Annotated in this window: 25 protein-coding genes, 1 tRNA gene and 2 pseudogenes; 14 read left to right on the top strand and 14 right to left on the bottom strand. The window is 69.5% G+C overall.

Features of this window, described 5'->3' with window-relative positions; genetic code table 11:
- Positions 1-4 precede the first annotated feature (4 nt).
- The 6 genes from OG293_RS25515 to OG293_RS25540 all read right to left on the bottom strand — a co-directional run bounded on the left by OG293_RS25515 (position 5) and on the right by OG293_RS25540 (position 4,194).
- Positions 5-1,216: an alpha/beta hydrolase gene (locus OG293_RS25515; protein WP_406001109.1), complete on the bottom strand. Its 1,212-nt coding sequence runs from the start codon at positions 1,214-1,216 to the stop codon at positions 5-7.
- Between the two features lie 312 nt (positions 1,217-1,528).
- Positions 1,529-2,200: a TetR/AcrR family transcriptional regulator gene (locus tag OG293_RS25520; protein ID WP_406003707.1), complete on the bottom strand. Its 672-nt coding sequence runs from the start codon at positions 2,198-2,200 to the stop codon at positions 1,529-1,531.
- 296 nt (positions 2,201-2,496) lie between these two features.
- On the bottom strand, positions 2,497-2,685 hold the full coding sequence (locus OG293_RS25525; protein WP_406001110.1) for a hypothetical protein: 189 nt from the start codon (positions 2,683-2,685) through the stop codon (positions 2,497-2,499).
- Positions 2,686-2,783: 98 nt separating this feature from the next.
- On the bottom strand, positions 2,784-3,128 hold the full coding sequence (locus OG293_RS25530) for a hypothetical protein (protein WP_406001111.1): 345 nt from the start codon (positions 3,126-3,128) through the stop codon (positions 2,784-2,786).
- Positions 3,129-3,218: 90 nt separating this feature from the next.
- Complete coding sequence (locus tag OG293_RS25535; protein WP_406001112.1) at positions 3,219-3,647, bottom strand: glycine-rich domain-containing protein; 429 nt, start codon at positions 3,645-3,647, stop codon at positions 3,219-3,221.
- A 130-nt stretch (positions 3,648-3,777) separates the two neighbouring features.
- The gene (locus OG293_RS25540) at positions 3,778-4,194 is read right to left on the bottom strand and encodes a recombinase family protein (RefSeq protein ID WP_406001113.1); all 417 of its coding nucleotides are present in this window, start codon (positions 4,192-4,194) and stop codon (positions 3,778-3,780) included.
- A 702-nt stretch (positions 4,195-4,896) separates the two neighbouring features.
- On the opposite strand from OG293_RS25540, the gene OG293_RS25545 reads away from it, so the two are divergent.
- The 4 genes and pseudogenes from OG293_RS25545 (at position 4,897) to OG293_RS25560 (ending at position 8,079) form a co-directional block, all read left to right on the top strand.
- Positions 4,897-5,940: a hypothetical protein gene (locus tag OG293_RS25545; protein ID WP_406001114.1), complete on the top strand. Its 1,044-nt coding sequence runs from the start codon at positions 4,897-4,899 to the stop codon at positions 5,938-5,940.
- Positions 5,941-5,951: 11 nt separating this feature from the next.
- Positions 5,952-6,437 carry a hypothetical protein gene (locus OG293_RS25550; RefSeq protein ID WP_406001115.1) on the top strand — a complete coding sequence of 162 codons (486 nt, stop codon included), beginning with the start codon at positions 5,952-5,954 and terminating at the stop codon, positions 6,435-6,437.
- Positions 6,438-7,187: 750 nt separating this feature from the next.
- Positions 7,188-7,370, top strand: a pseudogene (locus tag OG293_RS25555) (MFS transporter); the annotation flags it as partial.
- 352 nt (positions 7,371-7,722) lie between these two features.
- The gene (locus OG293_RS25560) at positions 7,723-8,079 is read left to right on the top strand and encodes a peptidase inhibitor family I36 protein (RefSeq protein WP_406003708.1); all 357 of its coding nucleotides are present in this window, start codon (positions 7,723-7,725) and stop codon (positions 8,077-8,079) included.
- A gap of 83 nt (positions 8,080-8,162) precedes the next feature.
- On the opposite strand, the gene OG293_RS25565 is transcribed toward OG293_RS25560, so the two are convergent.
- Positions 8,163-8,954 carry a potassium channel family protein gene (locus OG293_RS25565; RefSeq protein WP_406001116.1) on the bottom strand — a complete coding sequence of 264 codons (792 nt, stop codon included), beginning with the start codon at positions 8,952-8,954 and terminating at the stop codon, positions 8,163-8,165.
- Between the two features lie 80 nt (positions 8,955-9,034).
- Positions 9,035-11,782, bottom strand: a complete 2,748-nt coding sequence (gene aceE, locus OG293_RS25570) for a pyruvate dehydrogenase (acetyl-transferring), homodimeric type (RefSeq protein ID WP_406001117.1) — start codon at positions 11,780-11,782, stop codon at positions 9,035-9,037.
- Positions 11,783-12,228: 446 nt separating this feature from the next.
- Between aceE and OG293_RS25575 the strand changes: the two genes are divergently transcribed.
- From OG293_RS25575 to OG293_RS25600, 6 genes are all read left to right on the top strand, one after another.
- Positions 12,229-12,657, top strand: a complete 429-nt coding sequence (locus tag OG293_RS25575; RefSeq protein WP_266476695.1) for a DUF3052 domain-containing protein — start codon at positions 12,229-12,231, stop codon at positions 12,655-12,657.
- Positions 12,658-12,772: 115 nt separating this feature from the next.
- Complete coding sequence (locus OG293_RS25580) at positions 12,773-13,231, top strand: peroxiredoxin (RefSeq protein WP_406001118.1); 459 nt, start codon at positions 12,773-12,775, stop codon at positions 13,229-13,231.
- Between the two features lie 172 nt (positions 13,232-13,403).
- Positions 13,404-13,979 carry a TerD family protein gene (locus tag OG293_RS25585; RefSeq protein ID WP_406001119.1) on the top strand — a complete coding sequence of 192 codons (576 nt, stop codon included), beginning with the start codon at positions 13,404-13,406 and terminating at the stop codon, positions 13,977-13,979.
- A gap of 99 nt (positions 13,980-14,078) precedes the next feature.
- A complete protein-coding gene (locus tag OG293_RS25590) occupies positions 14,079-14,654 on the top strand; it encodes a TerD family protein (RefSeq protein WP_406001120.1) in 576 nt (191 codons plus the stop codon).
- A 76-nt stretch (positions 14,655-14,730) separates the two neighbouring features.
- Positions 14,731-15,873 carry a DUF475 domain-containing protein gene (locus OG293_RS25595; RefSeq protein ID WP_406001121.1) on the top strand — a complete coding sequence of 381 codons (1,143 nt, stop codon included), beginning with the start codon at positions 14,731-14,733 and terminating at the stop codon, positions 15,871-15,873.
- A 100-nt stretch (positions 15,874-15,973) separates the two neighbouring features.
- Positions 15,974-16,711, top strand: a complete 738-nt coding sequence (locus OG293_RS25600) for a Tellurium resistance (protein WP_406001122.1) — start codon at positions 15,974-15,976, stop codon at positions 16,709-16,711.
- Positions 16,712-16,733: 22 nt separating this feature from the next.
- Here the strand turns inward: OG293_RS25600 and OG293_RS25605 are convergent, their stop codons facing one another.
- The gene (locus tag OG293_RS25605; RefSeq protein ID WP_406001123.1) at positions 16,734-17,513 is read right to left on the bottom strand and encodes a TerD family protein; all 780 of its coding nucleotides are present in this window, start codon (positions 17,511-17,513) and stop codon (positions 16,734-16,736) included.
- 178 nt (positions 17,514-17,691) lie between these two features.
- On the opposite strand from OG293_RS25605, the gene OG293_RS25610 reads away from it, so the two are divergent.
- The 3 genes from OG293_RS25610 to OG293_RS25620 are packed head-to-tail and all read left to right on the top strand — an operon-like array spanning position 17,692 to position 22,227.
- On the top strand, positions 17,692-18,855 hold the full coding sequence (locus tag OG293_RS25610; RefSeq protein WP_406001124.1) for an HpcH/HpaI aldolase/citrate lyase family protein: 1,164 nt from the start codon (positions 17,692-17,694) through the stop codon (positions 18,853-18,855).
- A 1-nt stretch (position 18,856) separates the two neighbouring features.
- A complete protein-coding gene (locus tag OG293_RS25615; RefSeq protein ID WP_406001125.1) occupies positions 18,857-21,385 on the top strand; it encodes a phosphoribosyltransferase in 2,529 nt (842 codons plus the stop codon).
- The gene (locus tag OG293_RS25620; protein WP_406001126.1) at positions 21,382-22,227 is read left to right on the top strand and encodes an HAD family hydrolase; all 846 of its coding nucleotides are present in this window, start codon (positions 21,382-21,384) and stop codon (positions 22,225-22,227) included. Before OG293_RS25615 ends, OG293_RS25620 begins: the two co-directional genes overlap by 4 nt.
- 91 nt (positions 22,228-22,318) lie before the next feature.
- Here OG293_RS25620 and OG293_RS25625 read toward each other — a convergent pair whose 3' ends face one another.
- From OG293_RS25625 to OG293_RS25640, 4 genes are all read right to left on the bottom strand, one after another.
- Complete coding sequence (locus OG293_RS25625; protein WP_381197223.1) at positions 22,319-22,534, bottom strand: zinc ribbon domain-containing protein; 216 nt, start codon at positions 22,532-22,534, stop codon at positions 22,319-22,321.
- Positions 22,535-22,556: 22 nt separating this feature from the next.
- Complete coding sequence (locus OG293_RS25630) at positions 22,557-23,102, bottom strand: DUF4383 domain-containing protein (protein ID WP_406001127.1); 546 nt, start codon at positions 23,100-23,102, stop codon at positions 22,557-22,559.
- 345 nt (positions 23,103-23,447) lie between these two features.
- Entirely contained in the window at positions 23,448-24,824 is a 1,377-nt protein-coding gene (locus tag OG293_RS25635; RefSeq protein WP_406001128.1) for a hypothetical protein, read from the bottom strand.
- 71 nt (positions 24,825-24,895) lie between these two features.
- The gene (locus OG293_RS25640; protein ID WP_406001129.1) at positions 24,896-25,699 is read right to left on the bottom strand and encodes a DUF4097 family beta strand repeat-containing protein; all 804 of its coding nucleotides are present in this window, start codon (positions 25,697-25,699) and stop codon (positions 24,896-24,898) included.
- Positions 25,700-25,909: 210 nt separating this feature from the next.
- Here OG293_RS25640 and OG293_RS25645 point away from each other — a divergent pair.
- A tRNA-Val gene (locus OG293_RS25645) sits at positions 25,910-25,984 on the top strand.
- Between the two features lie 68 nt (positions 25,985-26,052).
- On the opposite strand, the pseudogene OG293_RS25650 reads toward OG293_RS25645, so the two are convergent.
- Positions 26,053-26,294, bottom strand: a pseudogene (locus OG293_RS25650) (tyrosine-type recombinase/integrase); the annotation flags it as partial.
- Between the last annotated feature and the right edge of the window lie 94 nt (positions 26,295-26,388).

The following is a 26,388-nucleotide window of genomic DNA, read 5'->3' on the forward strand; positions in this document are numbered from 1 at the left end:
CGCGTCAGGCCGCCTCGCCGCCGTCGATACCCCTGCGGCATGTGTCATCCTCGCCCGCACAGCTCACACCATCGTACGAACCCACGCCTATCTCGGCGAAGTTGCTGAGGCTGTCCGTACCGGGCTCGAAATAGCCGGCGTGGCCGATAGCGCCCGCTGCCGACATGACGCGCGCGCCGAAGGCCGGTGTCACCGGATCCTCGCCGTGCCCGAGGCCGCCGACCGCCAGATGCGGCACGCCCTGGATCCAGTCGTCGCTGTCCCGCATCGCCCAGACCCGCGCGCTGGTGTGCAGTCCGGCCACGTTCGCCGCCCGCATGCCGGGGCTTCCGGCCACGGCGATGTCACCGACGCGGCCGGGGAGGCGGCGGGCCGCGACGCCGCACACCACGGAGCCGTAGCTGTGGCAGACCAGCGAGACCTTGGAGTCGCCGGGGAGGGAGGCGGTCAGCGCGTTCAGCCGTACCGCGCCGGCCTCGGCGAGGCGGCCTATGGCGGAGTCCATGCCGATGCCCGCGGGCGAGGTGTAGTCGGCCCAGGCGATGACGGCGGTCCGGGTGCCCGGGGACGCGGACCGCTGGGCGGCGTACAGCGACTCGGCCATGCCGACGGGCGCGCTGTACTTGCGGGACGTCTTCTGGAACGTGAGCAGATTGGTGTCGACACCGGGGACGATCACCGAGACCCGCTCGGCGCGGTCGAGGTCGCCGAGAACCTCGGCGACCTTGCCGGCCCCGGACGGGTCGAAGGCGAGGATCTGCCGGTTGGCGCTCATGAGCGCCTCGAAGCGGTTCATCCGGCGGACCGCCTCATGGTGGCCGTCCGCCGTGAGGTCGGGGTTGTTCACCCGCTTGCGCTCCTGCCTGAGCGCGTCCGCGAGGGCCTCACGGTTGGCGCGGTAGCGCAGGGTGACGGGGGCACCGTTGAGGTTGCCGACGACGAGCGGGTACTGCCCCGCGAGTCGGGCCCGCTGGGCGCTGCCGACGGAGGAGAAGAAGGCGGCGACCCGCTGCGGCGCGGAGTCCGGAGCGGGCAGTATCCGCGTCCCGATCCGGGCCTTGGCCCAGCCGGAGAGCTCTGCCTCAAGAGCGTTGCGCGGACCGCCGTTGTGCCGTACGGCCGTCCAGCCGGTCGTCGCCAGCATGATGAAAACGACCGCAAGGGCCAGCAGGGCGCGCCAGGCGGTGATCGTGGGGGAGGAGTCGAAGGAAGTCACTGCGGAACACCCTAGGAGACGGGTGAGGGCGGTCGCGAAGACCGTGAGGCAGATCACGTGTCCGGAGGGGGAATTGGGGGAAGTTCGGTCACCATGCGTGCGTGGAGGGCGTACGCTCCGCCGCGACGAGTCGCACGGTGGCGGCGCTGTCCGGGGTTTCCGGTCGGGGAAGAGGCCCACCACATGCGTACCGAGCACGTACCCGCACGCGAACCGTACTCGCAGGCGTAACGAGCACGGCACCCGCAGGCGAACCGCACTCGCAGGCGAACCGCATCCGCGCCTCCAAGCGAAAGGCCCGCGGGACAGCCCTTAACCCCCGTCGCCCGCCCCCCAGTTCTCCGTCAGGGCCCGTCCCAAGTGATCCAGGTACTCCTCTGTCAGGTCCCTGATCGCATCCGTGCTCATGTCCTCGCCCTGGCCCCACAAGCGGCCCGTGACCCGCATCACCCCGCTGAACGCCGCCACCGCCACCCGTGGTCTGGGGTCCGTGTCCACGTCGAGGCCCTCGCGGTCCGCGATCAGGCGGGCGATCTGCTCCTCCACCTCGGCGGACCGGCGCAGATGCACGGCGAGCAGCGCCGGAGTCGACTCGATCATCCGGTAGCCGCGCATATAGAGATCGAGGGGGACGATCGCCTCGATCGCCTCGCCGATCGTGTCCCAGGAGCCCAGCACCGCGTTGCGCATCGCCTCGAACGGGCCCTCCTGCGGCGGCCGTTCCCGCAGCGCCTCGATGAAGTGGGACTCCGCGAGCTCCTGGACGGCGAAGGCCGCCTCCTCCTTGTTGGCGAAGTACCGGAAAAACGTTCGCTGGGAGACCTCGACGGCGTCCGCGATCTCATCGACCGTCGTCCGCTCGTATCCCTTGGTCGTGAAGAGTTCGAGCGCGGCCAGCAGCAGCGCGTCCCGCGTCGCCTGCTTCTTGCGTTCGCGCAGCCCGGCGCGCTGTCCCGCGCCCCGCCCCTCGGGCTGTCCCGGCAGCTTGGGCCCGGCACCCTGCCCCTCGGGCGGGTCGGTACGCGATCTTGTCGGCTCTGCCGTCACTTCAGCGTCCTCTTTCCGGCACTTCGACCAGCTCAGCCTACCTGTGACTTACGTGACAGTTACTGGCTTGTGAATTGATTTGTCAACTGTCAGTAGCTGTCACTAGCCTCGGGACATGACTAGTCAGACCACCGTCGAAAAGGTGCCGCAGGATCCCCAGGACTCCGCCCCGGCTCCGGCCAAGGGGCTGCGCGGCACCCTTGGCTGACGCTCTTCGCCGTCGACAAGAGTCGCTAGGAGGGTAAGTCTCCGTCGGGGGTCGCCGCACGGTCGCCGTTCTCCGGGCGACTCGGCATGGCGTGGTTCTCGTCGACCACGTGCAGTACGTCGTCGAGGCGGTCTGCCATCGACAGGCAGACGATCAACCGCATCGAGCAGGGGACGCCGCACCAAGGGTTGACTCCCTCATCCGGATCGCCCACGCCCTCAACGTCACACTCTCCGAGCTCGTACGCATATAGACCCCGGTCTGTCCGCGACGGGGGGCGCAGACAGACCGGGGCGGCGGAGGGCACAGGCGTCACTCGATGGTGAGGCGGCCCGTGCGCAGGCTGGTGTGGTTGGCGAAGAGGGCGTCGAGGTGGAACTCGCGGGTCAGGTCACCGGTCCACTTCGCATCGGGCAGATCACGGTAGGCGGGTGCGTTGACGGTGCGGGCCCTGTTGCACTGGGTGAGGATCCACCGGGCCTGCGTCTGGCTGGTGGGCGGGTTGGTGTACATGGTCGCGGCCAGCCGCCACAGGTGGTCACCCGTCGCGACGTCCGGGTCGATGACACCGACGATGGCGACATCCCCGAGGCCGCGGGAGTCACTCGACTGCGTGGTGTACGCGACGGTCAGGCACTCCAGCGGGAAGACCGTCATGCGGCTGCAAGCGGAGAGAAGGCCAACCACAGCGGCTCCGTTCTGTGAGTGGCGCGCGGCCGCCTCCTCGACGGCCGCGCGGGGATCGGGCTAGCAGCAGGGGCCGTCGCCGCAGCAGGTCGGTTCGTTGCAGTCCGCTTTCGTGCCCCACAGGGACTCGTCGACCACGTAGCCGAAGGCGCGCATCTTCGCGACGGCGTCGACCATCGCCGCTTGGTCGCGGTACCGGGAGTTCGGGGCGTGGTGGATGTACCGGCCGTACCGTTCCTGGCACCAGGCTGTGTACTCCGGGCTGTGCAGCAGGAACGTGTGCCACGCCGGGTCGACGAGCTTGCTCGGCGAGAGGCTCTCGCCGGTGCGGCCCATGACGTCGAGGAACGCGAGGCCCTCGTCCATCACGCGTTCGGCGACAGATCGTTCGAGGCCGTACTCCTTGGCGCAGAAGTTGGTGAGGCGGTCGAATAACTCGGCGGTGACGAGCTGGCGCCCGGTGACATGTTCTGTTGCGAGAGCGGTCATGCGATGCTCCTTGGTGTGTGCTCGGCGCGAGGCCTCTCCTCGTGCCGCGGTGCGCGCGCTGGGCCCGTAGCAGGGGCCCGTCACCGCCTCGGCCGGGGTTCCTGGCCGGATTCATCGGCCGAGGCGGGGCTTAGCGGGGTGTGCAGAGCCGACCGCGTGTTCTCTCGGCAGGCGTGTCGCTCTCGCCCTCGACCGTCTCGCAATGCCCGCCCGCCTGCCCGACGCGGTGCCGCATGACCGAGCTGAGCGAGCCGTCCCGCGCGATGCGGTCCCAGTCGTCGACGAGGCAGACGACCGGCCCGGGGGTGCGGTCCATGGCCACGACCAGGGCGTTGAACTGCGGCCGGCAGTCGCTGAGCGCGTGGTCGCCGAGGTCGAGCCAGATGCCTGCGACGTCCCAGCCTCGGGACTCGGCGTAGGCGCGGCAGCGGTCGAGGCGGATGTCGAGGATCGTGGTCGTCGTGGTGGCGTGCCGGTCGTAGATGAACGCGCGCACGCGCTCCTCGGCCGCGGTCAACGCGTCGACCTGCACCGGGCGCAGGTGCACGGCGGGTACCGGAGGGGCTCCGACTCAAGCGTCGCCTTACAGCCTTCACCCGGGACCATGACCGTCGCGCCAACGGGTTTCCTGGTCTGGTCCCCTGGGGTTAGCCGGTACACCTTCATCGTCATCATGGGCTGTTCTCCGCGTCGTCGTCGGCTTCGTCGCCCCATTAGCGTCAGCCGTGGGACGCAACCGCGGGATGACCAGCGGGTGTTACCGAGGCGGTAATACACTCGTTGGCGCTCCAGTAAGGCGCACCCGTGTGCATAAGATCGCTCCGGAAGTCGGCCCATATGGATGCCATCACCCCCGGCCCTCTCGCCCCCGAAGTCCTCGACAGAGACGACATCCGGCGGGCGCTCGCTGAGCACGACTTCGCCGCCGTCTTCACCCTGGTCAAGAAATGGGGCGGGCTCTCCCAGAACCGCATCGCGGTCGCCTGCGAACTCACCCCCGGCAAAGTCAGCACGATCATCAGCGGCAGCCAGCGCGTCACCTCGTTCGAGGTGGTCTGTCAGGATTGCCGACGGACTCCGTGTCCCCGGGCACCTGCTCGGCCTCGCCCCCCGCCCCTGGGAGACCCGGCAACAGACAGAGCAGCACCCGCCAGAGTCGCCAGGTGAACGGCCAGCAGCAGACGAGGTTCCATGGCGGCCTGACGCCACCGTGGACCTGGCCGCACACCTGACGAGGAGCGATCTTGTGATGGACCGACGCGCGGTGACGCGTGCCCTAGCCGGAGTTGCGGTGACTGGTGCCGCCCTCCTCGACTCCCTTGAGGGATGGCTCCTCCCAGCCACCCCCGTCTCCGGACAGCGGCGGCGCGGGCGCCTTGGCCTGCGGGAGATAGACGAGCTGGAGACGACCGCGAAGGCGTTCCGGCAGTGGGACCATCGCTACGGAGGGGGCCTCCGCCGTAAAGCCGTCCTCGGGCAACTCAGCGAGGTGGCCGGCGCTCTCGACGAGCACCAGTCACCGGACGTCGAAGCCCGCCTGTACCGGATCATGGCCCAGCTCGCAGGGACCGCCGCCACGATGTCCTGGGACACCGGTCTGCACCGGCGGGCACAGGACTACTACCGGCTGGCGCTCCGGGCTGCGCACGCCGGAGGCGACGCCGTTTTCGGCGCCAACGTCTTGGCAGGGATGGCCCGGCAGATGCTCTACCGCGACCGGCCCGACGATGCGCTGCAGCTCATCAACCTTGCGCAAGAGGGCGCGCGAGACGTTATTGGCCCGCGTGTCCGAGCCATGCTCCACACTCGCGAGGCGTGGGCGTACGCGGCGCAGGGGCGTACTGCTGGGTTCCACAGAGCAACCGCGCGGGCAGCGGAGGCGCTCGCCCACGCCGACGACGGCGGGGAAGAGCCGTACTGGATCGCGTACTTCGACGAGGCCGAACTCGCCGGGGTCACTGGCGGCCGGTTCCTCGATCTGGCCAGGAAGGACCCGTGCCAGCACGGCGACCGCGCCGCAGCTGAGATCCGCAGCGCGCTCTCTGCCCGCAGCACCGAGGCCGGCCGCTCGCACGCCTTGGACCGCATTGGCCTGGCCGAGTGCCATTTCCTCGTTGGGGACGTAGCAGGCGCAGCAGAGGAGACTCACCGAGCGGTCGAAGCCGCACGGCTAACGCAGTCCGGCCGGGTACGTATGCAGCTCGGCGAGCTCTACCCGTACACCGTGGGCCACAGCGCGTCGCGGTCCGTTCGGGAAGCGCGCAATAGTATCCGCGACCTGCTGTCGAGCTGAGGAGGTGCCGCATGGTGACGCTAGCCGTGACCGGGCACATGGACCTGACCGAGGAAAGCGTCCCGCTGGTGAAGGCTGCTCTGCGCGAGCTACTCCAGCCGCGCATAGAGGGCCTCGTGGGGATGTCGTGCATCGCGGCTGGCAGCGACTCTCTGTTCGCCGAGGCGGTCGTCGAGGCGGGCGGCCAGCTGGTGGTGGTGATCGCGTCCGAGGACTATCGGGTGGCGAAGGTGAAGCCAGACCACGCGGCCATGTTCGATCGCCTCGTCGAATCCGCTGCTGAGGTTCTCGTCATGCCGCATGCGACCGCGAATCGCCAGGCGTACGAGGCCGCGAACAAGGTGCTGTTGGACCGGGCGGACCGCCTGGTCGCGGTGTGGAACGGTAAGCCGCCGTCAGGCAAGGGTGGGGGTACAGCTGACGTGGTGACCAAGGCCCGTGAGGCTGGGATCCCCGTGGATGTGGTGTGGCCGGACGGAGCCGAACGCCGAGCCTGACCCCGGACGCACGAATGCGCCCCTCCCACCCGAAGGTGAGAGGGGCGCAGTGCCTCACGGGTGATGGAATACGGAAGCGCTCCCGGCAGCGTCGGCTAGCCGGTACCTTGACGCCCACAATCCGAGGCCGTGGGGGGTCGCCGTGAAGGCTTTCTGGACCATCCTCGCCATCCTGCTCGGTGCCCTAGCCATCGGCGGCTCAACGGCCGTCAGCAAACGGGGTGACGCTGGCGACCTCGTCATCACGGTGCTGCTCGCTGGCGGCGCTTTCTTCTCCTGGAGACGCTCCCGAACATGACAGAGCGCGCCGTTCACGGGTACTGCCTGCGGTACGGATCCAGCCCCAGCGACAGCAGACCGCCGCCCTTACTCGGCTGCGGTGCCCCGTCACGGCGGCACACAGCGCATCCGGGTCATCCTTCGGCGGCTGCCAGGAGTAGCCGGCCGGGCAGCTCTGGCCGTCCTCACCGGGCGGGCCCTGCTCGCCCTGCGGACCAGCCGGCCCTGACTCACCAGCAGGCCCCGGCGGGCCCGCCACCCCATCAGCGCCGGCCTCCCCGGGCGCTCCCATCTGGCTGACGCCTGTCTGGCCGTCCGTCCCCGGCGGTCCGGTCGGTCCTATGGGGCCTATGGGTCCTATAGGTCCAGGCTCGCCGCGACTGCCGGGCGGGCCCGTGACGGGCCTCTCGCCCAGGCGCTCCACCTGCTGCGCCAGGGCGTCCCGGGCGCGGTTCGCGTCCCGCAGATCGGCCGCCAGGGACCCCGCCCGCCATCGCCGAGAAGATCGTCGGCGTCGCGCACGACACCTTCATCTCGGGCATGGGTCTGGCCTGCCTGGTCGCCGCGGGAGTGGCCGGGGCCGCGGTCCTCGTCGCGCTGCTCACCAAGCGCGGTGCGAACGCCGATGCAGGCGCGGGCGCGGCCCACATCTGACGCACGGTCCCGAGCCGAGGCGCCGGTCCGCACCCGCGACCCGCGACCCGCGACCCGCGACCCGCGACCAGGGGCCCTGGACCGCGACCGGGGTTCCGGCCCGAGCCGCCCGGCCGGTCCCGGATCGATGGCCGGCAATCTCCCGGCGGCTTCGTACGACCGCCCGTCAACAACGCGCCCACGACAGCCCCGCCGACCCTCTCGGCGGGACTGTCGCCTATCCGGGTGATCTCCACCGGCTCCCCTTCCCCGCCGCCCCCACGCCGGGTCAAGGTGCGGTCAAGTGATCATGACGACACGGGGGTTGACCGAAATGTTCAAGACTGTCAGGAACGGATTCGCGAACGGACCCATGGCCGGCGTCCTCGGCGGGGTCCTCGCCGCGACAGCGCTGGCGCCGCAGCCGGCCGTCGCCGCTCCGCCCCGCCTCGGCGAGTGCGCGGCGGGCCAGCTATGCCTCTGGGAGAAGGCGGACTTCAAAGGACCCCGCCGGACCCACGAGCTGGCCGGCACCGACATCGAGAGCTGTGTGCCCCTGCCCGCCGGCACCACCGCGCAGGCGCTCGCCAACCGCACCGGACGGCCCGTCACCACGTACCAGTCGGCAAAGTGCGAGGAGACGGGCGAGTTCGAGACCTACCCGGGCGGCGGCACCTGGGTGCCCCAATCCCCCTACCAGGTCAGGGCGTTCAAGGTCTGGGAACGCTGATCGGCTCTCTGGGACGCTGATGGCTGTCCGGGACGCTGATCTTGGCGGGAGCCACGGCTCCCGGCGGCGGGATGTGGTGAGCGTCAGCCGCTGACCACGGGCTCGTCGGGCGGACCGACCGGGGCGGGCACTGTGCCCGCCCCGGTTTCCGTGAGCGCCGCCACCTCCGCGCGCAGCTGGGTCACCTCGCGCATCAGCGCCTCCAGCAGCTGTGTCTGCCGGCGCTCCTCCGCGTCGTCCCGCTCGAAGCGGGAGATGAACCACGCGGCGATATTGGCGGTGACCACACCGAGCAGGGCGATTCCCGAGAGCATCAGGCCGACGGCGAGCACCCGCCCGAGCCCCGTCGTCGGCGCGTGATCGCCGTAGCCCACCGTGGTCATCGTTGTGAACGACCACCACACGGCGTCGCCCAGCGTCTTGATGTTCCCGTTGGGCGCGTCCCGCTCCACATGAAGGACGGCGAGCGAGCCGAACATCATCAGCCCCACCACCGCACCGCCGACATACGTGGTCAGGGTTATCTGCGGCGCCATCCTGGCGCGCCGGCCGACCAGCAGCAGTGTGGAGACGACCCGCAGCAGCCGCAGTGGCTGCACCAGCGGAAGCAGCACGGCGAGCAGGTCCACCGGATGGCTGCGTACGAACAGCCACGTGCCCGGCGCCAGGATCAGCCGCACGACGTAGTCGACGGCGAACGATCCCCACACGATCCATTCCGTGACCGTGCAGACGGTGTGCACCCAGGGCGTCGCGTCGGGCGCCACGATCGGCACGGCGTACGCGAGCGCGAACGCCAGGGCCAGCACGAGCAGGGGTGTCTGCATGCGCTCTTCCCACCGGACCTGCGCTGTTCGCTGCTTCATGCCCCGCATCGTAGGCAAGCGGAAGGGCGGTGGAACCCTCGTGGGTCCCACCGCCCTTCACCTGGCCGTGTGCATACGGGGCCGGGTGCCTACGCGTCGCCGCCCGCGGCGCCCGGGTCGGCGGCCGCCACGTCCAGCAACTGGTAGCGGTCCACCGCCTGCTTGAGCACGGAACGGTCGACCTTGCCCTCACGTGCGAGCTCGGTCAGCACCGCGAGCACGATCGACTGCGCGTCGATGTGGAAGTACCGACGGGCCGCGCCCCGTGTGTCCGCGAAGCCGAAACCGTCCGCGCCCAGCGACTGGTAGGTGCCGGGCACCCAGCGCGAGATCTGGTCCGGGACCGAGCGCATCCAGTCGGAGACGGCCACGAACGGCCCCTCGGAGCCGGACAGCTTCCGGGTGACATACGGAACGCGCTGCTCCTCCTCGGGGTGCAGGAGATTGTGCTGCTCGACCTCGACGGCCTCGCGGCGCAGCTCGTTCCAGGACGTCGCCGACCACACGTCCGCGCGGACGTTCCACTCCTCGGCGAGGATCCTCTGCGCCTCGATCGCCCACGGGACGGCCACGCCGGACGCCATGATCTGCGCGGGGATCGCCCCGGCCTCGCCCGCCCTGTAACGGTGGATGCCCTTGAGGATGCCCTCGGCGTCCACGTTCTCCGGCTCGGCCGGGTGCTGGATGGGCTCGTTGTAGAGGGTGAGGTAGTAGAAGACGTCCTCGCCGTGCGGGTGCTCCTCGGACGAGCCGTACATCCGCCGCAGGCCGTCCTGGACGATGTACGCGATCTCGAAGCCGAAGGCCGGGTCGTACGCGACACAGCCCGGGTTGGTCGAGGCGAGCAGCTGCGAGTGTCCGTCGGCGTGCTGCAGACCCTCACCGGTCAGGGTCGTGCGTCCCGCGGTCGCACCCAGTACGAAACCGCGCGCCAGCTGGTCGGCCATCTGCCAGAACTGGTCGCCGGTGCGCTGGAAACCGAACATCGAGTAGAAGACGTACACCGGGATGAGCGGCTCGCCGTGCGTGGCGTACGCGGAGCCGGCGGCGATCAGCGAGGCCGTGCAGCCCGCCTCCGAGATGCCGTCGTGCAGCATCTGCCCGGTCGGCGACTCCTTGTACGCGAGCAGCAGCTCACGGTCCACGGCCTCGTACTGCTGGCCCAGCGGGTTGTAGATCTTTGCGCTCGGGAAGAACGAGTCCATTCCGAAAGTGCGGTACTCGTCGGGCGCGATCAGCACGAAGCGCTTGCCGATCTCCTTGTCCCGCATCAGGTCCTTCAGCAGCCGCACGAACGCCATGGTGGTGGCGATCGACTGCTGGCCGGAGCCCTTCTTGACCGCGGCGTACGTCTTGTCCTCGGGCAGCGCCAGCGGCTTGGACCGCACGACGCGGGTCGGGACGTACCCGCCCAGCGACTTGCGGCGGTCGTGCATGTACTGGATTTCCTCGGAGTCGCGGCCGGGGTGGTAGTACGGCGGCGCGCCGTTCTCCAGCTGCTCGTCCGTGATCGGGATGTGCAGACGGTCCCGGAAGCCCTTGAGGTCGTCGACCGTCAGCTTCTTCATCTGGTGGGTCGCGTTGCGGCCCTCGAAGTTCGGGCCGAGCGTCCAGCCCTTGACGGTCTGGGCGAGGACCACGGTCGGCTGGCCCTTGTGCGTCTTGGCCGCCGCGAAGGCCGCGTAGACCTTCTTGTGGTCGTGACCGCCACGGCCCAGGTGCAGGACCTGGTCGTCGGTCATCGACTCGACCATGGCGCGCAGCCGGTGGTCGTCACCGAAGAAGTGCTCACGGATGTACGCGCCGGTCTCGGTGGCGTACGTCTGGAACTGGCCGTCGGGCGTGGTGTTGAGCTTGTTGACCAGCACCCCGTCGCGGTCCTGTGCGAGCAGCGGGTCCCAGGAGCGGTCCCAGACCAGCTTGATGACGTTCCAGCCCGCGCCGCGGAACTGCGACTCCAGCTCCTGGATGATCTTGCCGTTGCCGCGTACCGGGCCGTCGAGGCGCTGAAGGTTGCAGTTGACCACGAAGGTGAGGTTGTCGAGCCCCTCGCGGGCGGCGATGGAGAGCTGGCCGAGCGACTCGGGCTCATCCATCTCGCCGTCGCCGAGGAAGGCCCAGACGTGCGAGCCGGAGGTCTCCGCGATGCCGCGCGCCTCCATGTAGCGGTTCATCCGCGCCTGGTAGATCGCGCTGAGCGGGCCAAGACCCATGGAGACGGTCGGGAACTCCCAGAAGTCCGGCATCAGCCGCGGGTGCGGGTAGCTGGACAGACCGTGGGGAGCCTTGGACTTCTCCTGGCGGAAGGCGTCGAGCTGGTCCTCGGAGAGCCGGTCGAGCAGGAAGGCGCGGGCGTAGATTCCGGGGGAGGCGTGCCCCTGGAAGAAGATCTGGTCGCCGCCCTTGCCATCGTCCTTGCCACGGAAGAAGTGGTTGAAGCCGACGTCGTACAGGGAGGCGGAGGAGGCGAAGGTGGCGATGTGGCCGCCGACGCCGATGCCCGGGCGCTGGGCGCGGGAGACCATCACCGCGGCGTTCCAGCGGGTCGCGTTGAGGACCTTGCGCTCGATCTCCTCGTTGCCGGGGAAGAAGGGCTCATCCTTGGTCGCGATGGTGTTGATGTAGTCCGTGCTGCGCATCTCGGGCACGGCCACACGCTTCTCGCGGGCCCGCTCGATCAGTCGGAGCATCAGGTAGCGGGCGCGCTCCCGGCCCCGCTCGTCGACGGCGGCGTCGAGGGAGGCCAGCCACTCCTCGGTCTCTTCGGGATCGAAGTCCGGGACCTGACTGGGAAGGCCGCCAATGATGATCGGGTTGCGATCTGATCCGGAAGCCACGCTATTCCTTCGCTGTTCGATGGGTTCTGCCTAGGGATGCCTGCGCTGTGTCGCACCGCCTCCATCGTGTACCGCGGGGCGGAAAACGTCATCTCTACTCAGGGGTAACCACCGTTCCCCCTGACATCCTGATCGAGCCCGGGTCCCGGGTCCGGTCGAATCGCAACCTTACGCGCAAGCCGCTCATGTGTTTCGTTTAGGTGTTCGGTTTCGATTGGCTCATCGAAGGGGCAGAATGCCGCAAAGGTGGCCGAATAGTGTGACAGTGAGGACGAGGCGGCGTCGAGCATGCCTGGAGTTGCGTCGAGACGGCCCTAAACGTCACCGTTTCGGCGGTCTGAACGGCCGGGTACTTGCGCGATCCGTCCCGCCCGTGTGGACTACGGCCAACGCCGCGCGTACGCGCGCGGCTGCAGAGTTTTCCAAACATGATCAGGAGGCAAGCCGTGAGCGCGACCGCGGACCACGCGGAGGAGCGGACCAACCCGGCCGTCAGGCTGGGGTTCGAGCCCGGACAGGTGGTCCAGGAGATCGGCTACGACGACGACGTCGAGCAGGAGCTCCGTGAGGGCATCGAGGCTGTTATCGGCCAGGAACTCGTCGACGAGGACTACGAGGACGTCGCCGACGTCGTCGTGCTCTGGTTCCGCGACGAGGACGGCGACCTCACGGACGCCCTGGTGGACGCCATCGGCCTGCTGGACGAGGGCGGCGACATCTGGTTGCTGACTCCGAAGACCGGCAGGGACGGTTACATCGAGCCGAGCGACATCAACGAAGCCGCGCAGACCTCCGGTCTCTCCCAGACCAAGAGCATCAACGCGGGCAAGGACTGGTCGGGCACCCGGCTGAGCGCACCCAAGTCCAAGCGCTGAGCCTCCCACGCCCTGAGGGCCCCCGTCGGCATCCGCCGGCGGGGGTCTTCTGCGTAGGGTGGTCCCACCACCCGAACGGACCAGCCCGGCTCAACCCGGCGAAGGGATGCATGTCATGGCGATCGAGGTCGGCACCAAGGCCCCGGAATTCGAGCTGAAGGACAACCACGGGCGCACCGTGAGCCTTTCCGGCTTCCGTGGCGAGAAGAACGTGGTGCTCCTCTTCTATCCCTTCGCCTTCACCGGCGTGTGCACGGGCGAGCTCTGTGCGCTCCGTGACGAGCTGCCGGCGTTCGTCAACGACGACACCCAGCTGCTCGCCGTCTCCAACGACTCCATCCACACGCTGCGCGTCTACGCCGAGCAGGAGGGCCTGGAGTACCCGCTGCTCTCGGACTTCTGGCCGCACGGCGAGACCTCACGCGCGTACGGCGTCTTCGACGAGGAGAAGGGCTGCGCCGTGCGCGGGACCTTCATCATCGACAAGGAGGGCGTGGTCCGCTGGACCGTTGTCAACGGCCTGCCGGACGCACGCGATCTGAACGAGTACGTCAAGGCGCTCGGCGCCCTCTGACACGCCTCTGGTCCGCGCCCTTCGGCCGACGCCCGCCGAACGGCCCGATTCATCGGCCGACCCCCGACCCAAAGGGTGTATTGCGCGGGAACCGGTCACTAGGATCCATTCGTTGATCCGACACACCACCGCACGACGGGGGCGCTGCCCCTGACAACCAATGGAGGGACTCGTGGGAGTCAGCCTCAGCAAGGGCGGCAACGTCTCGCTGACCAAGGCCGCGCCCAACCTGACCGCGGTCACCGTGGGCCTGGGCTGGGACGCTCGTACCACCACCGGTGGGGACTTCGACCTCGACGCCAGCGCCCTGCTGACCAACGCCGAGGGCAAGGTCACCAACGACTCGAACTTCGTGTTCTTCAACAACCTCAAGAGCCCCGACGGCTCCGTCGAGCACACCGGCGACAACCTCACCGGTGAGGGCGAGGGCGACGACGAGCAGATCAAGGTCAACCTCGCCGGGGTCCCGGCCGATGTCGAGAAGATCGTCTTCCCGGTCTCGATCTACGAGGCGGAGAGCCGTCAGCAGTCGTTCGGCCAGGTGCGGAATGCCTTCATCCGCGTCGTGAACCAGGCCGACAACAACGAACTCGCGCGCTACGACCTGAGCGAGGACGCCTCGACCGAGACGGCCATGGTCTTCGGTGAGCTGTACCGCAACGGCGCGGAGTGGAAGTTCCGTGCCATCGGCCAGGGTTACGCCTCGGGGCTGCGCGGCATCGCGCAGGACTTCGGCGTGAACGTCTGAGCGAACAGTCGTTTCCTGTCCGGCGCCGCACTCCTGTGTGCGGCGCCGGACGCGCCTGTACCACTTTCTTGACTGATCACCTCGGGGAGGACCACGAACATGGGCGTCACGCTCGCCAAGGGAGGCAATGTCTCCCTCTCCAAGGCCGCACCCAACCTCACACAGGTGTTGGTCGGGCTCGGCTGGGACGCACGCTCCACCACCGGAGCGCCCTTCGACCTCGATGCCAGCGCACTGCTCTGCCAGTCCGGCCGGGTGCTGGGCGACGAGTGGTTCGTCTTCTACAACAACCTCAAGAGCCCCGACGGCTCCGTCGAGCACACCGGTGACAACCTCACGGGTGAGGGCGAGGGGGATGACGAGTCGCTGCTGGTGGACCTCCCCAAGGTCCCCGCCCATGTGGACAAGATCGTCTTTCCGGTCTCGATCCATGACGCCGACAACCGGGGGCAGACGTTCGGCCAGGTCAGCAATGCCTTCATCCGGGTCGTCAACCAATCGGACGGCCAGGAGCTCGCGCGCTACGACCTCAGCGAGGACGCTTCCACCGAAACCGCAATGATCTTCGGCGAGCTCTACCGCTACGGCGGCGAGTGGAAGTTCCGTGCGGTGGGGCAGGGGTACGCGTCGGGGTTGCGAGGCATCGCTCTAGACTTCGGGGTCAATGTTTCGTAAAGCCGCGCGCGGCGCGGGGGAGACCCTCCCCCAGGCTTCGCCCGGGGGGTCCCCACATACAACGATTGGGTAGCCAGTGGTTCTGAAAACCTTCGGCTGGTCGTTCGCAGTGACTGCGCTCGGCCTGGTCGCGGCGGTGCTCTATGGGGGATGGGCGGCCTTCGGGCTCGTCGCCATTCTCTCGATTCTCGAGATCTCGCTGTCCTTCGACAACGCGGTGGTCAACGCCGGTGTGCTGAAGAAGATGAGCGAGTTCTGGCAGAAGATCTTCCTCACCATTGGCGTTCTGATCGCCGTATTCGGCATGCGGCTCATCTTCCCGGTCGTGATCGTCGCGATCACGGCCAAGATCGGACCCATCGAGGCGGTCGACCTCGCGCTGAACAACCACGACAAGTACGAGCAACTGGTCACCGACGCCCACCCGGCGATCGCCTCCTTCGGCGGCATCTTCCTGTTGATGATCTTCCTTGACTTCATCTTCGAGGAGCGGGACATCAAGTGGCTGGGCTGGATCGAGCGTCCGCTCGCCAAGCTCGGCAAGGTCGACATGCTCGCGGCCTGTATCGCGCTGATCGTGCTGCTGATCACGGCCGCGACCTTCGCCGTCCATGCCCACCAGTACGGCGGGCAGCACGCCGACAAGTCGGGGACGGTCCTCACCGCGGGCATCGCCGGACTCATCACGTACATGATCGTCGGCGGTCTCTCCGGGTACTTCGAGAACAAGCTGGAGGAGGACGAGGAGCGCGAGCACGAGGCAGAGGAGGAGGCCAGGAAGGCCGGCAAGGAGGTCTCGGCCGCCAAGCTCGTCGGCAGAGCCGCCTTCTTCATGTTCCTGTACCTCGAGGTCCTCGACGCGTCGTTCTCCTTCGACGGAGTGATCGGCGCCTTCGCGGTCAGCAACGACCCGGTCGTCATCGCGCTCGGCCTCGGCATCGGCGCCATGTACGTCCGGTCGCTCACGGTCTACCTGGTCCGCCAGGGCACCCTCGACGACTACGTCTACCTGGAGCACGGCGCGCACTACGCGATCGGCGCCCTCGCCGTGATCCTGCTCGTCACCATCCAGTACGAGATCAACGAGGTCATCACCGGGCTCGTCGGTGTGGTGCTGATCGCCTGGTCCTTCTGGTCCTCGGTGCGCCGTAACAAGGCGATCGAGGCCGGAGGCGGGAACAACTCCGACGAGAAGCAGGAAGTCGCCTCCGGGGTGTGACCCGGCGGCGATTGAGGAACGCTCTGAGCGGGGCGGCATCGAGGCACCGGCCTCGGCGCCGCCCCGCCGCGGGGTTCACCGATGCATCAGGGGGTGGCACATGGCTTTCTTGGACGGCCTGTGGCGTGGCAGGTCCATTCAGTTCGACTCCGGCAGCGCCGCGACCAACTCCATCGAGCTGACCAAGCGGCACCCGGTCGTCTCGCTCACCAAGCAGGGTGCGGCCACCGGCAATCTGCGGGTGAACCTCTCCTGGCGCATGCGCACGTCCGACATCGAGGGCCGGTCGGAACAGAGCGGAAGGCTGCTGAGGCACCCTTTCAAGCTCTTCCAGCCCGATGTGGTCCAGGCCCACACCCAGGGCGTGGTCAATGTGGACCTCGACCTCGGCTGCCTCTATGAGCTGGTCGACGGCAGCAAGGGGGTGGTCCAGCCGCTGGGCAGCTTCTTCGGCTCTCTGAACGGGCCGCCCTATGTGAAGCTCAGCGGGGACGACCGGTTCGGATCCCCCTCGGGTGAGACGATCTACGTCAATCTCGACCACCGAGAGTCCATCAAGCGGCTGCTGTTCTTCGCGTACATCTACGACCAGACGCCGGCCTTCGACCGTACACACGCGCATGTGACGCTCTACCCGAGCAACGGCCCGCGGGTGGAGATAGAGCTCGACGAGCGCGCGCCACAGGCCCGCTCCTGCGCCATCTTCTCCATGGAGAACGTGAAAGGGGAGCTGGTCGTGCGCCGCGAGGTGAAGTTCGTGTACGGCTTTCAGGCCGAACTCGACCGGTTGTACGGCTGGGGACTGCAGTGGGGCCGCGGCTACAAGAGCCGGGTCTGAGCGGGCCGCTCCGGCCGCCCGCTCAGGGGCGTACGAACTGGGGGCCCATCGGCGGCAGCCGGAAGTTCGGGTCGGGCGCGAAAGCGGCGGCGGCGGCCGGCTGCGGGTATCCGTAGCCGGGCTGGGCCGGGCTCGCGACCGGCTGGGTCGTCGGCTGGGGGAATCCGTACGCCGGCTGCGGGTATCCGTACGCGGGCTGTGCGGGCTGCGACGGCGGCTGGTGCTGCCCCGACGGCTCCGCGGCCGCCTCGGCCTCGTCCACCGAGATCCCGAAGGCCGTGGCCAGGCCGACCAGGCCCGTCGGATAGCCCTGTGCCACCGCGCGGAACTTCCAGCCGTCCCCGCGCCGGTAGAGCTCGCCGCAGATGATCGCCGTCTCCTCGCCCGTTTCGGGCTTCACATCGAAGACGGCCAGCGGGTCACTGTCGGCGACAGCGGCGTCGTAGAGGAGTATCCGCAGGTCCCGTACGTGCTCGAACGTGGCGCCGTCCGAGGACGCGGCGAGCACCACCTGGTCGACCGTCGGGTCCAGAGAGGAGAGGTCCGCCTCCACGGTGTCCGTCAGATGGTCGGCGAGGCGCTTCTTCGACAGCCGGCGCACCAGCCCCGAGGGGTGGCGCGGCTGGTTGTAGAAGACGAAGTCCTCGTCGGAGCGCACGCGCCCGTCAGGGCCGAGCAGCAGGGCCGAGGCGTCCACATCGGGTACCCCGGCGCCCGGGGTCCACCGCAGCACGGCCCGGACGGCCGTGGCGTCGAGGGGAACGTTCGAGCCCTTCAGCATGGCGTGCGTCATGCCTGTCATCCTGCCTTCCCGGCGGCCGCCCGGACAACGCGGGGCCCCCTTGTTCTGGGGCCAGGACATGGGCATGGTGCAAGCGGGTTACCTGGAATTCATGGACTTGGGGAACTCTTGACACACATTCGTACGTACTATTACCGGCCACCTCTTTTGGGCCGCCAAGTCAGTACGGGGGATATATATGCGTCATTTCGGGCATCTTTCGCCTGCTGTCCGTGACGGTCTGTTCCATCAGCAGCCGTGTGAGTTCACCGGCGCCTCCTCCGCCCGTACCCTCGCGGCCGCACTGGGAGCGACGCTCTACAGCCCCGCCACCCGGCCGAAGCTCGCCGACGACGTACTCAAGCAGGTCGGCCGCGGAGTGGTCTCCATGGTCCTCTGCCTGGAGGATTCCATCGGCGACGCGGATGTGGCGGAGGCCGAGGCGAATCTGGTCCGGCAGTTCGCCGACCTCGACGCGCGGGAGGCGGAGCTGCCGCTGCTCTTCCTTCGGGTCCGTGAACCGGGACAGATCCCGGATCTGGTCGACCGGCTCGGGCCGTCCGTGAAGAGACTGTCCGGATTCGTACTTCCGAAATTCACGGAAGAGCGTGGCGTGCCGTTCCTGGAGGCGCTCTCCGCCGCGGAATCCGCGAGCGGACACCGGCTCTTTGCCATGCCCGTACTCGAATCTCCCGAACTGCTCCACCTCGAAACGCGCACCGAAACCCTCACCGGGATCTCCCGCACGGTCCTCAAGTACCGCGAGCGGGTCCTCGCGCTGCGCCTCGGCGTCACCGACTTCTGCTCGGCGTACGGACTGCGCCGGTCGCCCGACATGACCGCCTACGACGTCCACATCGTCGCCTCGGTCATCGCGGACGTGGTCAACGTCCTGGGGCGGGCGGACGGCACCGGCTTCACCGTCACCGGCCCCGTCTGGGAGTACTTCCGCCTCCAGGAGCGCATGTTCAAGCCCCAGCTGCGCCGGAGCCCCTTCATGGAGGGCCGCGCCGAAGAGCTGCGCACCACGCTGATCGAGCACGACCTGGACGGGCTGCTCCGCGAGATCGAGCTGGACCGCGCCAACGGCCTCCAGGGCAAGACCTGCATCCACCCCTCCCACGTACTGCCCGTGCACGCACTGTCGGTCGTCAGCCACGAGGAGTACAGCGACGCGCAGGACATCCTGCGCCCGGAGCGCGGCGGCGGAGGCGTGATGCGTTCCGCGTACACGAACAAGATGAATGAAGTGAAGCCCCACCGGGCATGGGCCGAGCGCACCCTGCTGCGCGCCGAGGTCTTCGGAGTGGCCAGGGAAGAGGTCGGCTTCGTGGAGCTGCTCACGGCCGGACTCTCCGGCTGAGATGACCGCGGACACGACCTTGCACACGACCGCGGACACCGCCGCGGGCAGGACTCGGGAAACGACGAAGGAAGAGACTGTAGGCGTGGAGTGGTCGGGAACATGGGTCGCCGAGCGGCTGGGCGTCGGTCTCGTCGGAGACGAGACGCTGAGCGGCCTGGTGGGACTCGCGCTGCGCCGGAACCCCAAGCGGGCGCATCTGCTCGTGTCGAACGTCCTGGGCAAGCATGTGCCCCAGCGACCGCTGGTAGTGTGGCGGACCGGCTTCGACCTCGGCCTGCGGGTGCGTGAGCTGCTCGGCTCGGCCGAGAGCCGGCGCTCGGTCGTCCTCGGGTACGCGGAGACCGCCACCGGCCTCGGGCACTCGGTGGCGGACGGCGTGGGCCTCGCGCCCTATCTGCACTCCACGCGCCGCCCCGTCGAGGGCGTCGCCCGCGCCGGCGGATTCGAGGAGTCGCACTCGCACGCGACCTCCCACCTGCTGCTTCCGCAGAATCCGGCCCTGCTGGCGGGCGACGGACCGCTGATCCTCGTCGACGACGAGTTCTCCACGGGCAACACCGTGCTCAACACGATCCGCGACCTGCACGGACGCCATCCGCGACGCCGGTACGTGATCGTGGCGCTGGTCGACATGCGCTCCGAGCAGGACCGGGAGCGGCTCACCGCCTTCGCCGGGGAGATCGGCGCCCGGATCGACCTTGTGTCGCTCGCCTCGGGGACGGTCGTGCTCCCGGAGGGCGTCCTGGAGAAGGGCCAGGCGCTCGTCGCGCAGCAGGAGGCGGCGGCAGCAGCCTCCCCGGCCGCTTCCTCCCCGGCGACTCCCTCCCCGGCCGCTCCCGCGCACACGCCGGCACGTGACGCCGTGCGGGTGGAGCTGGCCTGGCCCGAAGGGGTGCCGGACGGCGGACGCCACGGCTTCACCCCCGCCCACCGCGCCCGCCTCGAGGCGGCGCTGCCCGCCATGGCGGAGCGAATAGCCGGCGCCGTCGGCGGGGCACGCCGCGTCCTCGTCCTCGGCTTCGAGGAGCTGATGTACGCGCCTCTGCGGCTGGCCGTCTCCCTGGAGAAGCACGGCGACGCGGACGTGTACTACTCCACCACCACGCGCTCGCCTGTCCTCCCCGTCGACGACCCGGGCTATGCGATACGTACCCGGCTGGTCTTCCCCTCCCACGACAACCCGGCCGACGGCCCCGGCGAGCGGTACGCCTACAACGTCGCGGGCGCCGGCTTCGACGCCGTCGTCGCCGTGGTCGACTCGGCCGCCGACACCCCCGAACTGCACGCCCCTGAAGGCCTGCTGGCCCAGCTCGCCGCGCACACTCCGCACGTCGTCCTGGCCGTCGTGCCGAGCTATGTACCCGACGTACCCGAAAGGGCCCCCATGCTGCCCGAGCCCCTCCGCGGCCCCGCCTTCTCCTCGTACGCGCCGGACGAGGTCGGCTGGCTGCTCCAGGACCTGTCGGAGGCCGAGCTGGAGGCCCCGACCGAGGAGCGCGAAGAGGCGATCCAGAGCGGCGGCGCGCACTACGCGGAGTCGCTGCCCGTGGAGTACCAGCCGAGCGACCGGTACCAGGAGCTGTTCAAGGCCGCGCTGGAGACTTCCGCGGCCCGGATCGCCCGCGCCGTCGGCGCCGTCACGGAGACCGTCATCGCCGAGCGGTCGCCCCGGCCGGTCCTCGTGTCGCTGGCCCGCGCGGGCACGCCCGTGGGTGTGCTGATGCGGCGCTGGGCCCAGCGGCGGCACGGCCTGGACCTTCCGCACTACGCCGTGTCCATCGTCCGTGGACGCGGCATCGACGCCAACGCCCTGCGCTGGCTTCAGCAGCACCACGACCCGGCCGACGTCGTCTTCGTCGACGGCTGGACGGGCAAGGGCGCGATCACCCGCGAACTGGCCGACGCGCTCAAGGAGTTCGGCGGCTTCGACCCGGAGATCGCGGTCCTCGCCGACCCCGGCGGCTGTGTGCGCACCTACGGCACGCGCGAGGACTTCCTCATCCCCTCCGCCTGTCTCAACTCCACGGTCTCCGGCCTCATTTCGCGTACGGTCCTGCGCGCCGACCTCGTCGGCCCGCACGACTTCCACGGCGCGAAGTTCTACCGCGAGCTGGCCGGCTCAGACGTCTCGGAGCACTTCCTGGACACGGTCGCCGCCCGCTTCGACGAGGTCGCGGCGGCCGTCGACGCCGACGTCAAGGAGCTGCTGTCCGCGGACCGCGCACCCACATGGGAGGGCTGGGCGGCCGTCGAGCGGATCAGCGAGGAGTACGGCATCCACGACGTGAACCTCGTCAAGCCGGGCGTCGGCGAGACGACTCGCGTCCTGCTGCGCCGCGTCCCCTGGAAGATCCTCGCCAAGCGAGGCGCGGGTGCCGACCTCGACCATGTGCGGCTGCTCGCCGAACAGCGCGGCGTACCGGTCGAGGAGGTCGACGGACTCCCGTACACCTGCGTCGGGCTGATCCACCCGAAGTACACCCGCGGTGCGACGGGCGCTGACGGCAAGGCGGTGGCGGGCCAGTGACCCTCCTCGTCGCCAGCGACCTCGACCGCACCCTCATCTACTCCACCGCGGCCCTCCAGCTCGCGATGGCCGACGCGGACGCGCCACGGCTGCTCTGCGTAGAGGTGTACAAGAGCAAGCCGCTGTCCTACGTCACCGAGACCGCCGCGGGGCTCCTCGACGAGCTGGCCCGCTCCACCGTCTTCGTACCGACCACGACGCGCACCCGCGAGCAGTACGGGCGTATCCGGCTTCCCGGACCCTCGCCCGAGTTCGCGATCTGCGCCAACGGCGGACACCTGCTCGTCGACGGCGTGACCGACCCCGACTGGACGCGTCAGGTCGCCGCCCGCCTCGCCGACGAATGCGCCCCGCTCGCCGAGGTCCGCGAGCACCTGACCGCCACGGCCAACCCCACCTGGCTGCGCAAGCAGCGCGTCGCCGAGGACCTCTTCGCGTATCTGGTCGTCGAGCGGACGCTGCTGCCGGACGGCTGGGTCAAGGAGCTCGCGGAGTGGGCCGGGCCCCGCGGCTGGACCGTGTCGCTCCAGGGCCGCAAGATCTACGCCGTGCCGAAGCCGCTCACCAAGAGTGCGGCGGTGCGCGAAGTCGCGCGCCGCACGGGTGCGCAGCACATCCTGGCGGCCGGGGACTCCCTCCTCGACGCCGATCTGCTGCTCGCCGCGAACCGCGGCTGGCGGCCCGGCCACGGCGAACTGGCCGACAGCGGCTGGAGCGCACCCCATGTGGATGTCCTGCCCGAGCAGGGTGTCGCGGCGGGCGAGGAGATCCTGCGGCGCTTCCGCAGCTTCAGCGACGACTTCCGCCGCACGGCGGCCGGCGCGATACCGCACCAGGTCTGAGCGGCCGTACGCCCACCGGGAGCACCCGGCGTGTGACCCGCCCGCCACGGGCGGGTCACACGTGGGCGCGGGTCAGCCGCCCACACGCGGGTCAGCCGCAGCAGCCGCCACCGCAGCAGCCGCCTCCGCCGCCCCCTCCGCTGGGCGCGGGGGCGGACTTCGTACCGCCGACGGCGACGGCCGACAGCAGCTTGACGGTGTCCTCGTGCCCGGCCGGGCAACTCGCCGGGTCCGAGGACTGGGCCATCGGCCGGTTCACTTCGAAGGAGTCGCCGCAGCTGCGGCAGCGGTATTCATATCGGGGCATGGCCACAGGCTAGCCCCTGCCCCTACTTCAGCTCGCGCTGACCGGCGCGGGCGGACTGCTCGCGGGCCGCCATTTCCGGGTGGCGGGCCTTCCAGTACGGATTGTCGTGCGGCAGCGTCGAGCTGACTCTCCCGTACATCCCGAAGAACATCAGCAGCACACCGACGACAAAGCTGAACAGGACGTTCTGGATCTCGAAGGCGAGAGGGTTGAAGGTGGTGTCGATCAGCGCCAGGTTGAAGAAGCCGCTGAGGATGAAGGCGATGCCGAGGACCATGTTCACGGTCGAGGCGAAGTTCCCCCCGATGACCATACCGACGAAGAGCAGCACCCCGACACAGATGGAGAGCACGCTCAGCGCGCCGTTGGTGCTGAGGCCGGCGACCTCGTCGCCGCCCGTGCTGAAGAAGCCGATCTTGTCGATGAGCCCGAGAATCCCGAAGGCGAGCAGCACCAGGCCCATCAGCCCGGCACCGACGCGGTAGACCTGGCTGAGCCGATGGTCGACGGGAAGATGCTCGTCGAGCCTGGCGCGGTTTGTTTTGGGCACAGGTATGTGTGTGGCCATGTCAGGCCTCCCTTTGTACGTACTCCCCAGGATCGCCCCGGGGGCCGCGACGTTCAATCGCTGGGGAGATCACGGCCTGCGGCCCGCCCGACGGGTGCCCTGCGGGGCCGGGCTGTCCGGCCGGAGGGGGACGGTGCGCATCCCGCGCACGAGCCCGGGGCAGCCCCTGCCCGGGTCAGCCTTGCCCGGGGCGGACCGCGCACGGGGGCAGCTCGCGCCCCGCCCGGTTCAGCCCGTGCCGCGTACGGGTCAGCCCGTGCCCGCGCCGGGACCGGACCGCGCCCCGGCCAGCCCCTCCCAGATCGCCTCGCGCCTGCGGCTCAGCTCGCTCGCGCCCCGCCCGGTTCAGCCCGCGCCCGAGCCGCGGTCCTCGCGGATCTGCTCGACCACGCGCGCGGCAGCTCTGCGTACCGCCTCGGTCTCGGTCAGGAAGTGCCAGTAGTCGGGGTGACGCCCCTCCAGCCCGGCGACGGCCCGCTCCAGCCGCGCCACCGCGTCGTCCAGCGGTCGTGCGTGCCGCGGATCGGGGGTGTTGCGCCCGGCCATGGCGAGGCGCTGGGCGTCGCGGAGGGCGAAGCGGGTCCGTTCGATCTCCTGCTGCGGGTCCTTGGCCACGGCGTTGAGCCGCTGCAGGCGGTCGCCCGCCGCGGAGACCGCTTCGTCGGTGGAGTTCAGCAACGCCCTTACGGTGCTGAGCAGGGACGTCGCGTCCGCCCACCGCTGCTCGTCGCGCGCCTTGGCCGCCTCCCGGAGCTTCTCCTCGGCCTGGCGGACACTGATCGCCGCCTGCTCGGGAACGGGCTGGAGATCCTGCCAGCAGGCCGCGGCGAACCGCCGCCGCAGCTCGCTCAGGACGGGCTCGACGGATCCGGCACGGTTGGTGAGGGCCTGCGCGCGGGTACGGAGCGAGACCAGACGCTTGTCGGTCTCGGCGGCGCGCTCGGGCAGCCGCTCGGACTCGGCACGCACGGCCTCGGCGTCACGCAGGACGCGGTCCGCGCGCTGAAGCGTTTCGGCTACACCATGGCGGCCCGCACCTTGGTTCAGCAGGGTCAGCTCGGGAGCGAGAGCAGCGAGACGGGCCGCGAGATCATCCGCGCGCAGACCGGAGCCCCGCACCGCATCGAGAGCATTGCTCGCGGAAAGGAGCGCCGCTCTCGCCCGCTCGACGGCGGGCGCGAGCCGGGCGAGCTGGGTCTCCGCCTTGTCGAGCAGCGGCCCGAGCCCCTGCGTGAACCGGTCCAGGTCCCCCTTGACCCGTACGAGCTCGTCCTTGGCGCGGTCCAGCTCCCCGCGGGCCCGCGCGGCCACCGAGGCCTCAAGATCGTGCCGGTCGAGATCGTGGGCGTCGACGGCGCTGATGTACTGATGACTCACCTCGTCGATCCGCCGCCCCAACGCGGCGAAGTCGTCGACGGCCCGGCGGGCCCCCGGCGAACGGTCGACGGCCGTGATCGTCTCGATCGAGATCCGCAGATCGCGCTGGGCGGTGTCCAGCTCGTAGAAGGCGGCGGCGGCAGCGTCCTTGGCGGCCTGCGCGTCGGCCCGCTCACTCTCCCCGCGCCCGCCGCCGAACCAGCGTCGCGTACCCCCGCCGGCGACCGATGCGGGAAGCGCAGCGACGATCAGCGGCAGAGGCAACAGCATCAGCGCGAGGACGTCCCTGACGGCACTCGCTCGCGCCTGCGCTCTGTCGTGCGGCCGCGCGTGTGTCGCCGTCACATCCCTCTCCCGTGCTGTTTCGCCCTGCCCGGTTCATTCTCCCACCAGGTAAGGACGAACACACGGGTCCGTTAGTTCGCGCTTCGCACCGTGACTTTGCCGTTGTCGCTGCGTGCCTTCACGACGTGTGAGCTGCTCTTGTCGGTCGCCACGTCGACATCCACGTCGCCGTTGGCGCTGGTGGCCGTCACGGCGTAGGGAGCCCCGGAACGCGGCAGCTCGATCGCGACCGACCCGTTGTCGCTGGTGGTCTCGACCCGCTCCGGCACGGCGACGAGCCCGAGCCGCACGGCTCCGTTCTCGGAGGTGGCCCGCACGGTCCTGGCGCTGATGCCCTCGGTGACGACCTCCCCGTTGTCGCTGTCGATCTGCAGCGGCCCGCTGGAGTCCCGTACGGTCACCTCCCCGTTGTCGGACCGGATCGTCAGCGCGGCGTCGAACCCGGCGGCGGTCACGCCCCCGTTGTCGTCCTCCACGGTCACGGCGAGGCCCCGGGGCACCTTGATGGTGTGCCGCGCCTCGCAGTCGGCGGCGACGGCATCGCACTTCACCCGCAGCGTGAGGGTCCCGTCCTTCATCCTCCAGGTGGGCTCGGGCCCGTCCCCGAGGAACACCCACCCGTCGACCTGGCGGGTGACCTGCACATCCTTGATGTCGGCCGGCACAAGCTCGATGGCGGAGTTGTCGCTGTCGATGGTGAGCGTCTTCCCGCTGAAGGCGAAGTCCCGCCGCTCCACGGGCGCGTCCCCGGCATCGGCACTCCCGCACCCGCTGAGCCCGAGCACGAGAACCGCGCCACCGCCGAGGGCGACGAGCGCGCGGGTGGCGGCACGGGCGTGGGCGTGAGCGCGGCTGCGGGTGGTGAACGCGGTCATGGTGATCTTTCCCCCAGGTCTGGTTCTGCGACTGCCCTCAACGTAGGACGCGGGGTGCCGGGGAACGATCCGGATGGCCACCGGGCGGGGGTGGGGGTAGCCCCCGTATGGCGGAGCCGGCCGGCAGGGCGGGGGACAGGTGGCCGTTGCCCGGCGGGAACGGGTTTGCGGGGCGGCCCCGTGAGCCATGTACGCTGTTCCCTCATCCACGGGTGCGTAGCTCAGGGGTAGAGCGCTGCTCTTACAAAGCAGATGTCGGCGGTTCGAAACCGTCCGCGCCCACCAGTACGAAGGCCCCCAGCCGATCTTGGCTGGGGGCCTTTGACATCCAGTTCTGACATCAACGCGGGTGGTCACTCACGGCCGGGCCGCCGCTTGAGCATCCGGTCCAGCGGCTGACAGCCTCGCGCTGCGTGTCCTGCACGACGTGCGCGTAGATGTTCATCGTCACGGCAATCCGGCTGTGGCCAAGGATCTCCATGACGACGCGCGGAGCGACGCCCGCGGCTGTCAGGAGAGTCGCGCAGCCGTGCCGGGCATCGTGCAGCCGGATCACCCGTAGCCCGGCGCTCTCGGCGACGCGGGTGAACGAGCGGCGAGGGCGCGGCTTCTTCTTCCCCATGCTCGCCATGATGGACATCCTTCCGGGGCGGAACCCCTGACATCGGATGTCCGTCAAAGCGGATCAA

It is taken from the genome of Streptomyces sp. NBC_00829, assembly GCF_045161795.1.
Taxonomy (GTDB): domain Bacteria; phylum Actinomycetota; class Actinomycetes; order Streptomycetales; family Streptomycetaceae; genus Streptomyces.

Excerpts from the sequence above, each read along its gene's own strand:
- OG293_RS25530 (WP_406001111.1), bottom strand. The coding sequence starts at position 3,128 with ATGACGGTCTTCCCGCTGGAGTGCCTGACCGTCGCGTACACCACGCAG.
- OG293_RS25535 (WP_406001112.1), bottom strand. The coding sequence starts at position 3,647 with ATGACCGCTCTCGCAACAGAACATGTCACCGGGCGCCAGCTCGTCACC.
- OG293_RS25545 (WP_406001114.1), top strand. The coding sequence starts at position 4,897 with ATGGACCGACGCGCGGTGACGCGTGCCCTAGCCGGAGTTGCGGTGACT.
- OG293_RS25550 (WP_406001115.1), top strand. The coding sequence starts at position 5,952 with ATGGTGACGCTAGCCGTGACCGGGCACATGGACCTGACCGAGGAAAGC.
- OG293_RS25560 (WP_406003708.1), top strand. The coding sequence starts at position 7,723 with ATGGCCGGCGTCCTCGGCGGGGTCCTCGCCGCGACAGCGCTGGCGCCG.
- OG293_RS25565 (WP_406001116.1), bottom strand. The coding sequence starts at position 8,954 with ATGCGGGGCATGAAGCAGCGAACAGCGCAGGTCCGGTGGGAAGAGCGC.
- OG293_RS25580 (WP_406001118.1), top strand. The coding sequence starts at position 12,773 with ATGGCGATCGAGGTCGGCACCAAGGCCCCGGAATTCGAGCTGAAGGAC.
- OG293_RS25590 (WP_406001120.1), top strand. The coding sequence starts at position 14,079 with ATGGGCGTCACGCTCGCCAAGGGAGGCAATGTCTCCCTCTCCAAGGCC.
- OG293_RS25600 (WP_406001122.1), top strand. The coding sequence starts at position 15,974 with ATGGCTTTCTTGGACGGCCTGTGGCGTGGCAGGTCCATTCAGTTCGAC.
- OG293_RS25605 (WP_406001123.1), bottom strand. The coding sequence starts at position 17,513 with ATGACAGGCATGACGCACGCCATGCTGAAGGGCTCGAACGTTCCCCTC.
- OG293_RS25610 (WP_406001124.1), top strand. The coding sequence starts at position 17,692 with ATGCGTCATTTCGGGCATCTTTCGCCTGCTGTCCGTGACGGTCTGTTC.
- OG293_RS25615 (WP_406001125.1), top strand. The coding sequence starts at position 18,857 with ATGACCGCGGACACGACCTTGCACACGACCGCGGACACCGCCGCGGGC.
- OG293_RS25625 (WP_381197223.1), bottom strand. The coding sequence starts at position 22,534 with ATGCCCCGATATGAATACCGCTGCCGCAGCTGCGGCGACTCCTTCGAA.
- OG293_RS25630 (WP_406001127.1), bottom strand. The coding sequence starts at position 23,102 with ATGGCCACACACATACCTGTGCCCAAAACAAACCGCGCCAGGCTCGAC.
- OG293_RS25640 (WP_406001129.1), bottom strand. The coding sequence starts at position 25,699 with ATGACCGCGTTCACCACCCGCAGCCGCGCTCACGCCCACGCCCGTGCC.